The sequence below is a fragment of the Mycobacterium sp. genome (genome assembly GCF_049585075.1).
Lineage (GTDB): Bacteria > Actinomycetota > Actinomycetes > Mycobacteriales > Mycobacteriaceae > Mycobacterium.
This window is the reverse complement of the sequence record NZ_JBAUZA010000244.1, coordinates 1-9,450: the sequence shown is the minus strand read 5'-3', so window position 1 is coordinate 9,450 and position 9,450 is coordinate 1. Positions and strand designations below refer to the sequence as shown.

The 9,450-nt window shown below is 64.3% G+C and carries 11 protein-coding genes and 1 pseudogene; 4 read left to right on the top strand and 8 right to left on the bottom strand.

Annotated elements, in window-relative coordinates:
• Positions 1 to 877: 877 nt before the first annotated feature.
• The 4 genes from WB785_RS11680 (at position 878) to WB785_RS11665 (ending at position 3,649) form a co-directional block, all read left to right on the top strand.
• Positions 878 to 1,171 (top strand): hypothetical protein, encoded by a 294-nt coding sequence (locus WB785_RS11680; protein ID WP_424079293.1) that lies wholly within the window; start codon positions 878 to 880, stop codon positions 1,169 to 1,171.
• A gap of 155 nt (positions 1,172 to 1,326) precedes the next feature.
• Positions 1,327 to 2,190 carry an HAD family hydrolase gene (locus WB785_RS11675; protein WP_424079295.1) on the top strand — a complete coding sequence of 288 codons (864 nt, stop codon included), beginning with the start codon at positions 1,327 to 1,329 and terminating at the stop codon, positions 2,188 to 2,190.
• Positions 2,191 to 2,232: 42 nt separating this feature from the next.
• Positions 2,233 to 2,745, top strand: coding sequence for an FAS1-like dehydratase domain-containing protein (locus WB785_RS11670; protein ID WP_424079292.1), 513 nt, complete (start codon positions 2,233 to 2,235; stop codon positions 2,743 to 2,745).
• A 34-nt stretch (positions 2,746 to 2,779) separates the two neighbouring features.
• Positions 2,780 to 3,649: a cyclopropane mycolic acid synthase family methyltransferase gene (locus tag WB785_RS11665; RefSeq protein ID WP_424079291.1), complete on the top strand. Its 870-nt coding sequence runs from the start codon at positions 2,780 to 2,782 to the stop codon at positions 3,647 to 3,649.
• On the opposite strand, the gene WB785_RS11660 is transcribed toward WB785_RS11665, so the two are convergent.
• From WB785_RS11660 to WB785_RS11625, 8 genes and pseudogenes are all read right to left on the bottom strand, one after another.
• On the bottom strand, positions 3,646 to 3,819 hold the full coding sequence (locus tag WB785_RS11660) for a hypothetical protein (RefSeq protein WP_424079296.1): 174 nt from the start codon (positions 3,817 to 3,819) through the stop codon (positions 3,646 to 3,648). The genes WB785_RS11665 and WB785_RS11660 overlap by 4 nt on opposite strands.
• A 17-nt stretch (positions 3,820 to 3,836) precedes the next feature.
• The gene (locus tag WB785_RS11655; RefSeq protein ID WP_424079289.1) at positions 3,837 to 5,009 is read right to left on the bottom strand and encodes an NAD-dependent formate dehydrogenase; all 1,173 of its coding nucleotides are present in this window, start codon (positions 5,007 to 5,009) and stop codon (positions 3,837 to 3,839) included.
• Between the two features lie 279 nt (positions 5,010 to 5,288).
• A complete protein-coding gene (locus tag WB785_RS11650) occupies positions 5,289 to 6,356 on the bottom strand; it encodes a lysophospholipid acyltransferase family protein (RefSeq protein ID WP_424079287.1) in 1,068 nt (355 codons plus the stop codon).
• A gap of 22 nt (positions 6,357 to 6,378) precedes the next feature.
• Entirely contained in the window at positions 6,379 to 7,482 is a 1,104-nt protein-coding gene (locus WB785_RS11645; protein WP_424079285.1) for an SDR family oxidoreductase, read from the bottom strand.
• 66 nt (positions 7,483 to 7,548) lie between these two features.
• Positions 7,549 to 7,650 (bottom strand): 30S ribosomal protein bS22, encoded by a 102-nt coding sequence (locus WB785_RS11640; protein WP_003402602.1) that lies wholly within the window; start codon positions 7,648 to 7,650, stop codon positions 7,549 to 7,551.
• A gap of 203 nt (positions 7,651 to 7,853) precedes the next feature.
• Positions 7,854 to 8,117, bottom strand: a complete 264-nt coding sequence (locus WB785_RS11635) for a helix-turn-helix domain-containing protein (protein ID WP_424079294.1) — start codon at positions 8,115 to 8,117, stop codon at positions 7,854 to 7,856.
• Positions 8,118 to 8,254: 137 nt separating this feature from the next.
• On the bottom strand, positions 8,255 to 9,130 hold the full coding sequence (gene proC / locus WB785_RS11630; protein WP_424079284.1) for a pyrroline-5-carboxylate reductase: 876 nt from the start codon (positions 9,128 to 9,130) through the stop codon (positions 8,255 to 8,257).
• 85 nt (positions 9,131 to 9,215) lie between these two features.
• Positions 9,216 to 9,450 (bottom strand): annotated as a pseudogene (locus tag WB785_RS11625) (thioesterase family protein); the annotation flags it as partial.

The following is a 9,450-nucleotide window of genomic DNA, read 5'->3' as shown; positions in this document are numbered from 1 at the left end:
TCCGGTAGACGCCGCGCCAGGCGCGCCGGAGCCGGCGGCCGTGCCGTCGCCAAGCGAGCATCCGATGCGCCCTAACGAACCCGCACCTATTAGTAGCCCGGGCGCGGCTGCGGCGGGCGGCGTACATGAACCGACGCCTGAGTTCCGGGGCGGAGATTCCGTGCCATCAGGACCCCAGCTCGCTGATCCCCTGCCCCCTTACGGCGCGCCGGGCGCTCCGCATCCCCCCGAACCAGCCCCACCGCAGATGGCAACCGTGGATTCACCGCAATCCGCGCCAATGTCGCCCCACCAGGTGCCGATTCAAGACCCTTCTCCCGCCGGCGGCCATCCGCCCGAAGCGCCACATGACGTCCCACCGGGGCAACCGGGAGACGAGCACGCGCCTCAACCAACCGAGGATGGCGGCGATGGGAGTCACCCCGAGGGCAATTTCGTCGGTCCCTATCAATTGCCATCTCCGGAACTTGTTACGCCGCCTACTGATGGCGCATTCTTCTGGTCTGGAAGAACATCTGAGGGGATTGGAATAGGGCCTCAGTCAGCCGGTGGCAACGGGAGCGCCGATTTGTTTGCAGGATCGCATGGCGGAACCACTCTCGAAGGGCTGTTGGAGCGGAACGGGGTCAAAGCACCACTGTTTGATTTTACTGACCCCGCCTCACAAGAATGGTGGTCTAGGGTCTCCGGAATGTATGCCGAGAATGTGCGCGGCGAGGTTTACGCAGTTGTAGGATCGAATTTGCGTCCGGGAAATGTATGGGAAACGGTTGAGCTTCCGCGACTTATGAGTAATCCGAATGTCACTAAGATCGTGATCATTGATCCAGAGACCGGTCTGCAAAACATTATATTCGAACGATGAAAGGATTGAGCAATGAACAGTGACGCTATTAACACGGCGGTCGTCATAGCGATCAAAGATTCAGCAGTCCCGCGCATCGATAAGGCGAAGGTTGTCGAAAAATTTGGAACTACGCAAGGTGAAGTACTCACCACGAAGATTTCTGACTTAGTGCGCGAGGCTGTCGGCATGCCAATCGAGTGGGGTGACAAGACTTTAGAGGAAGGTGTAAACGATATACTGGAGCGCTTCCACGACAGACATCCAGAGCTATCACAAGAGGCGCTGCACGAAATTGGCAGATGTGTCGGTTGGAATCTTCGTTGACCCATCGCGGAGCTGCACCTCTGTGACCTCCCTGACAACAGCGGCTCCGCCGCCCGCCCCCGACCGCCCAGGCCGGATAGTGTTGAACCGTGAGTGCTCCCGGCGGCCCGGACACCGGCGAACCCGGCCCCAACGCAGGATCCGGTCCGGCTGAGCTGGACCTGGAGACGCTGGCTGCCAACGCCAGCGCCGACCGCGCACTCGTCGACATCCAGACCGACGAGACCGCCGGGCCGGAACAGCCACCCGTCGACCTGACCGCAGCAGCGTTCTTCGACGTGGACAACACGTTGGTGCAGGGCTCGTCGCTGCTGCATTTCGGCCGCGGCTTGGCCGCGCGGAAGTACTTCACCTATCGCGATGTGCTCGGATTCGTCTACGCGCAAGCCAAGTTTCAACTCATCGGCCGGGAAAACAGCGACGACGTCGCCGCGGGCCGACGCAAGGCCCTGGCCTTCATCGAAGGCCGGCGCACCGAAGAACTGGAGAGACTTGGCGAAGAGGTCTACGACGAGATCATCGCCGACAAGATCTGGGCGGGCACTCGCGATCTGGCCCAGATGCACCTTGACGCGGGCCAGCAGGTCTGGCTGGTCACCGCCACGCCCTACGAGCTCGCCATCACAATCGCCCGCCGCCTTGGCCTGACCGGCGCGCTGGGAACCGTCGCTGAATCGGTCGACGGGGTGTTTACCGGCAGGCTGGTGGGCGAGATCCTGCACGGCCCCGGCAAGGCGCACGCGGTGCGCTCGCTGGCGATCCGCGAGGGGCTCAACCTCAAGCGCTGCACTGCCTACTCCGACAGCTACAACGACGTCCCGATGCTCTCCCTGGTAGGGACCGCCGTCGCTATCAATCCGGACAGTCATTTGCGTGACCTGGCTCGCAAACGCGGCTGGGAGATCCGTGACTTCCGGACCGCGCGGAAGGCCGCCCGGATCGGAGTGCCGTCGGCCCTGGCGCTGGGCGCAGCGGGCGGCGCCCTCGCTGCGGTGGCTTCTCGGCGGCAATCACGCTGATAAGCTGCGCCGCTGAGCACCCATCAGAGTGGAGAACAGCGCATGTCAGTTCCCGAAGGCGCCCAGGAACTCATCGGAACGCACTACCGATACCCGGATTACTTCGAAGTCGGACGCGAAAAGGTCCGCGAGTTTGCGCTGGCCGTCAAGGACGATCATCCGTCGCACTACTCCGAAGAGGCGGCCGCCGAGGCCGGCTACGACAGCCCTCTGGCGTCGCTCACATTCCTTGCGGTTGCCGGACGGCGCGTCCAGCTGGACGTTTTCACCAAGTTCGACATCCCGATCAACCTCGCGCGGGTGTTGCACCGGGACCAGAAGCTCGTGTTCCACCGGCCGATGATGGTCGGCGACCGGCTGTATTTCGACACCTACCTGGATTCGGTCATCGAGTCCCACGGCACGGTGATTGCTGAGATCCGCAGCGAGGTCACCGACGCCGATTCGAACCCCGTGATCACCAGCATCGTGACAATGCTCGGCGAGTCGTCAAACCCCGACGCGAACGCAGAGGCGACGATAGCTGCAATTGCATCCATCCGCGCCCGGGCCTAGTGTCAGCCGCGACCTTTAGGGGAGATCCACACCAATGAGCAGCAATCTCACACCGCACTTCGACGACGTCCAGTCGCACTACGACCTCTCCGACGAGTTCTACCGGCTCTTCCTGGACCCCAGCCAGACCTACAGCTGCGCATACTTCGAGCGCGACGACATGACGCTGGAAGAGGCCCAGCTGGCCAAGGTCGACCTGTCGCTGGGCAAGCTCGGCCTAGAGCCCGGGATGACGCTGCTCGACATCGGCTGTGGCTGGGGGGCCACCCTGAGGCGCGCCATCGAGCGCTACGACGTCAACGTGATCGGCCTGACGCTGAGCAAGAACCAGGCCGCCCATGCACAGAGGGTGCTGGACGCCGTGGACAGCTCGCGCTCCAAGCAGGTGCTGCTGAAGGGCTGGGAGCAATTTCACGAGCCGGTGGATCGGATCGTCTCGATCGGCGCGTTTGAGCACTTCGGCCGCGACCGCTACAACGACTTCTTCACGATGGCGTATTCGGTGCTGCCGGCCGGCGGCGTGATGATGTTGCACACCATCATCAAGCCCGAGGACGAGGATTTCGCTGCCCGTGAGCTTCCGCTCACAATGAAACTCATCCGATTCTCCAAGTTCATCATGGAGGAGATCTTCCCCGGCGGAGATCTGCCGCATGCCTCGGCTGTTGAGAAGCATGCGAACAAGGCAGGCTTTACCCTCACCAAGATGCAGCCGCTGCGGCTGCACTATGCCCGCACGTTGGACATCTGGGCTGAGGCGCTGGAGGCGCGCAAGGACGAGGCCATCGCGATCCAGTCCGACGAGGTGTACGAGCGCTACATGAAATACCTGACCGGCTGCGCGGAGCTGTTCCGCACCGGCTACACCGACGTCTGCCAATTCACGTTGGTCAAACCGGGCTAGCTGTCGGACTGCTGCACCAGACGGTCGGGCCGGGTGTAGACGTTCATCGATTCGCCGCGCAAGAACGCGACCAGCGTCAGCCCGGATTGGCTCGAACGACACCCGGCCGCAACATGATCGAGCGCCACCATCGCATTGATCTCCGGATAGTAGGCGGCCGCGTTGTCCACCGGGGTGGCGCCAGGCCTTACTGGCTGCTGCCGTGTCCGGCCGTGTAGGAGGCCGCGCCGGTGCCGGCTAGCCGTCCGCCGTCGACGATCAGGTACTCCTCGCGAATCGGCCGACCGGCAAACCAGTCTTCGAGAATCTCGCGGGTGCCGGCGGCGTAGCGCGCCTGCGCGGAGAGCGTGCTGCCCGAGATATGTGGCGTCATGGCGTTATTCGGCATGGTCCGCCACGGGTGGTCGGCCGGTGGCGGTTGCGGGTACCAGACGTCGCCGGCGTAGCCGGCCAGCTGGCCACTGTTCAAGGCTGCCACGACTGCGTCGCGGACCACGATTTCGGCGCGGGCCGTGTTGACGATGTAGGAGCCGCGCCGCATCGATGCCAGCAGCTCTTCGTCGAACAGGTGGTAGGTCTGTGGGTGCAACGGGGCGTGGATGGAAACCACGTCGACCGCGCGCACCAATGCGGCCGCGTCGGGGTGGAATGTCACGTCCAGTTCCTGCTCGAGCTCGGCGGGCAGCCGGCGCGTGTCGGTGTAGTGCAGGTTGACGTCAAACGGTGCCAACCTGCGCAGCACGGCCTGCCCGATCCGGCCCGCTGCTATCACACCGACATCGAAGCCCTCCAGGTCGTAGGCGCGCTCGACACAGTCGGCGATGTTCCACCCGCCGTTAGCCGCCCATTGGTGCGACGGAACGAAGTTGCGCACCAGCGCGAGAATCTGCATCACCGCATGCTCGGCAACGCTGATGCTGTTGCTGTAGGTTTCCTCGGCGACGGTGATGCCGCGGGCGATCGCAGTATCGAGGTCGACGTGGTCCGAACCGATCCCTGCGGTGATCGCCAGCTTGAGGCGCGGCGCTTTGGCGATCCGCTCTGCGGTTAGGTATGCGGGCCAAAATGGTTGGGAGATAACGATATCCGCGTCGGTTAGCTCTCGTTCGAATTCGCAGTCGGGTCCATCCTTGTCTGATGTCACCACCAGCTGGTGTCCGCCGTCTTCGAGGAATCTGCGCAGCCCGAGCGCACCGGACACGCAGCCGATGAGCTCGCCGGGGGTGAAGTCAATCGACGACGGGCTCGGCAGCGTCTGCCCGCCGGGGTAGCCGTCCAAGACCGGGATTTTGTCGCGGGCATACGCCGGCGGGTAGCCCGAGACGGGGTCTGGGTACAACACCAGCAAAACTTTGGCCATCATTCCTCCTCTGGCAACTTGTCCATCACAAGAACCGACGCATCGTAACCGGACCCCACCAACGGCAGGCGAGTGCGTCATGGTGATAGATAGTGGTGCGGCTCACGGCCTCACCCGAGCGGCGATGAGGAACGCAGTGTTGGCGGGGGCAGCGTAAACGGCGGTCTGCAAGAGCATTCGGTGGTTTCGTCGTCGGTGAAGCCGCTGCGCCACGCGCGGACAGGTGCGCGGCCAGCTCCTCGTGGTGCCCGCTGCCACACCGGCTCCGGCCGTCAGACCTCAGCCGAAGAACATGTTGCGGCGCCCGGCCAGCAGCTGATACAGCGTCTGCTGGATGGTCTCGCGCACCTGGTCCGTCAGCTCGAAGGTGACCATGGGATCGTCGGCGTCGGCGGCCGCGTGGTGCGCGGTGGGAATCGGCTCACCAAAGGCGATGTGCCACTTCGACGGCAGCGGCACCAGCCCGGCCGGACCGGCCAGCGGGAACAGCGGGGTGATCGGGAAATACGGCACGCCGAACAGCCGTGCCAGCAGCCTGACGTCGGCCAGCATCGGGTAGATCTCCTCGGAGCCGACGATCGAGCACGGCACGATCGGCGCCTTGGTGCGCAGCGCCGCCGCCACGAAGCCGCCGCGACCGAACCGCTGCAGCTTGTAGCGATCCTTGAAGCGCTTACCCAGCCCCTTGTATCCCTCGGGGAACACCGCGGTCAGCTCGCCGGAGGCCAGCAGCCGGTGGGCGTCGGCGGTGCATGCCATGGTGTGTCCGGCCTTGCGGGCAGCATCGCCGATCATCGGCAGGTCGAACACCATGTCGGCGGCCAGCAGTCGCAGGTCCCGATGGGCCGGGTGCGCGTCGTGAACAGCCACCGAGGCCATCAGCCCGTCGAACGGAAGCACGCCGGCATGGTTGGCCACCACCAACGCCGCGCCGGTGTCGGGCAAATTCTCGACGCCGCTGACCTCGACCCGGAACCATGACTTGAAGAAGAACCTCAGCAGCGGTCGCACGATCGCGTCGTTGAAATGCGGGTCGAACCCGAACTCGTCGACGCGGTAATCGCCGGTAAGGCGGTGTCGCAGAAAGTCGGCGACGGCACTGACCTTGTGCGCGAGCTCGTTGCGCGGCTCGTCGGCGTCGGATTTGCCGTCGGCATCGCGCCGGTGCTGGTCGATCTCGCGCACGACGGCGGCGATTTTATCGGCCGATGCACGGGTGCCCGGTTCGGAGAGTAGCGAGGGGTGCTGACGAGACGTCTGAGTACGTTGGCCGGCACGCCGCTGCGCTGCAGCGCGACTTGTATTCGTATGTAGCGGAATGACTTTCGCTTTGGAATCGCCCGCCATTAAATAACCCTGCCCCCACCCCTTAGTTGATTTTGGTTCGGCCACCTAAGCGCTGCGCTGCTGCTACGGCCCGACCCTCGACCAAGCGTACCCACTCTGGATCGATAATGGGAGTTAAACCTCGGCCGCGAACATAATCGTCAAAAGCCTCTGCAGTCGACCACTTGGGATGGTATCCGAGTTCCTGTCGCATTCTCGTCGTGTCCATCACCCGGCCGTAGCTGAGGTAGTCGAGTTGCTCACGGTTGATCTCGGTGTAGCGGTTAGCTCGCCGTATTGAATCCAGTGCCCAGAGCCCGAATCCGGGCACCGGCAGCGGAATTCGGCCGGCCAGCCGGATCGCCTGCGACAGCATGATGACGCCGCTGCCGCCGATGTTGAAGGTGCCCGCCTTACCGGCCATCACGGCCCGCTCCAAAGCACCCAGCGCGTCCTGCTCGTGCAGCAGCTGCAGTCGTGCGTCGCGGCCGAGCACCGTCGGGCACAGCGGCCCCGCCATGTATCGCGACAAAGTGGTGTCCATCGCCGGGCCGATCATGTTCGCTAACCGCAGGATCGTCACCGTGATATCGGGCCGGCGCCGCGCGAGCCCCCGGGTGTAGCCCTCGATGTCCAGGCTGTCTTTGGGAAAGCCTTCGCGGAATGGTCGGCGGCTGCTGCTGTCCTCGGTGAACATCACCGGATCGTGCGGGCTGGACCCGTAAACCTCAGAGGTCGACTTGAGCACCACTCGACGCACTGACGGCGCCTTTTGGCAGGCCGCGAACAGCTGCATTGCGCCCAGCACGTTGATTTCCTTCAGCGCCGCCCCGCCACCGGACCGCGGCGCAAACGACGCCGCCGCGGCATGCACCACGGTGTCGACGTCGCCGTTTCGAATCACCTTGGCGACGAAGGGGTTGCGGATGTCGGCGCGAACGAATTCGGCGCGGCCCATCCGACGCAGCATGTCCTTGCTGGGCGCAACCGCATCCACCGCGATGACCCGGTTGATCAATGGGTTTTGCGCCAACCGTGCGGTCAGGTAGCCGCCCAAAAACCGGCAGGCACCAGTGACCAGCACGACCTTCGGGTAATGCACGGAATCGCTGGTGTTGCCATTTGGGTGCTCGCCCGACGAATCCACGTTGCTAGCCTAACGGCGTCCTAGCCGACCGGCTATGGAGGCGTGCTGCGGCGGTCGTTGCGAAAGTTACTTTCCGAGTTTTCTGCGCTGCACCCGGGTACGGCGAAGCAGCTTGCGGTGCTTCTTCTTCGACATCCGTTTGCGCCGCTTCTTGATTACTGAACCCATAACTCCGCTATCTGTGTGGCGGCCCGAGTCCGCCGTGGCCGGGCATGTGCAATAACCCGCACACTCTACCCAACTGGGCATATCGAACACCAAAAGGCATCGCTCACACGTCAGCATCCGATCGCCGCGAGACTTAAGCCACTGCGACGCCTATCGGCGTGTTCTCGCGGAGGTTTAAGTGTCGCGGCCCCAACTACCCGGCCTCAGCCGGCGTCGAAGTAGGAGCTCTCCAGCATGTCGTGCACGGCCTTCGCGTGCACCCGGAAGGAGCGCCCCACCCGTACTGCCGGCAGCTCACCGTTGTGAACCAGCCGGTAGACGGTCATTTTGCTGACCCGCATCAGTGCTGCCACTTCGGCCACAGTCAGGAATTGCGTCCGGGGCGGCTGGCCGTCTACTGAACCAGCGTCTCGTCCTGATTTACCGCCAGCTGAATCCCGTGCCGATGGCCCGTTCATAGACGTCATCGCAACCCAATCGTCAGGCATCTGCAGTCCCAGCGGCTTCCCCTCCGCTGGCACCCACAGGTGCATACCAAGAGGAGAATAGCGGGACTAGTGGGGTTACTGCGACGGGTGAGGGCAAATAAATAAAATTCTATAAATTACTCTGATGTAATTCTTAGCTGCTCAGAGCGGGTTTTTGCGGCCCGCACCGCCTCGTCGACGGCTGCCCGCAAACCGCGGCCCTCTAGTTCCCGCAGCGCAGCCGCGGTCGTGCCACCGGGCGAGGTAACAACCGCGCGCAGCCGCGCCGCGGTGGTGTCCAGCGAGAGGTCGGACACCCTCTCGCCGGGCGCTCCGCGGTCCTGTTCCATTCGGTCCAGCAACATCGCCGCGGAGCCGGCCATTGTCTGGGCAACCAGCTCGGTGGCCACCGAGCGGCTCAATCCGACGCCCACGGCGGCGTCCACCAACGCCTCGACCATCAGGAAGAAATACGCCGGCCCGGAACCGGAGACCGCCGTCACCGCGTCAAGGTGTTCCTCGGGGACCGTCAGCACGGCACCGACCGAGTCCAACAGCGCGGCGACCTCTTTGAGCTGTTCCTGGCTCGCAAACCGGCCCTTGGCCATCGCGCTGATCCCCGCCCCGACCAGGGCCGGTGCGTTCGGCATCACCCGCACCACCGGCGTGCCGGCCGGCAGCTTGGATTCCAGGTAGGCAGTGCTGACACCCGCCGCGACCGAGATCAACACCTGGTCGGGGGCGTCGCCGCTGGACTCGGCCGCAAGCTGGGTGATCTCCGCGACCACCGAAGAGACGTCGGAAGGCTTCACCGCGATGATCACAAACGTCGCGTTTTCCACCGCATCGCGCACCGACGTCACCAGCACCGAATACGTCTCGGCGAGGTATCGCGCGCGGTCGGGCATCTGCTCGGCGACCGCCAGATCTTTGACTTGGCGCCCGGCCCGCAGCAAGCCCGACAGCAGCGCTTCGCCGATACTGCCCCCGCCGACGATTGCGATTCTCGCCATGCCGCACAGCATGGCAGACCACGAGGGCTTCCGGCGACAAAGGGGCGATCACAAACTGGCGACGGTGCGCCCGTTGCGCCGCCGACTAGCGCGCCGTTGGCACCATCGCCAACTGGCGGGCCTGCACCACGATGCGGCCCTCGCAATCGACCACCGTGTGGTCCTCGTCGAACCAGTCCTGCCCGATTTGCATGCAGGTGCACACCACCCGCAACCAGCCGTCCGCCGGCAGCGCCCTCAGGTAGGCGGTCAGCTGCACGGTCGGCGCCCAGCCGGTGCGGTTCACCGCGAAAGTCACCGGCGCCGACACGTCTCCGCAC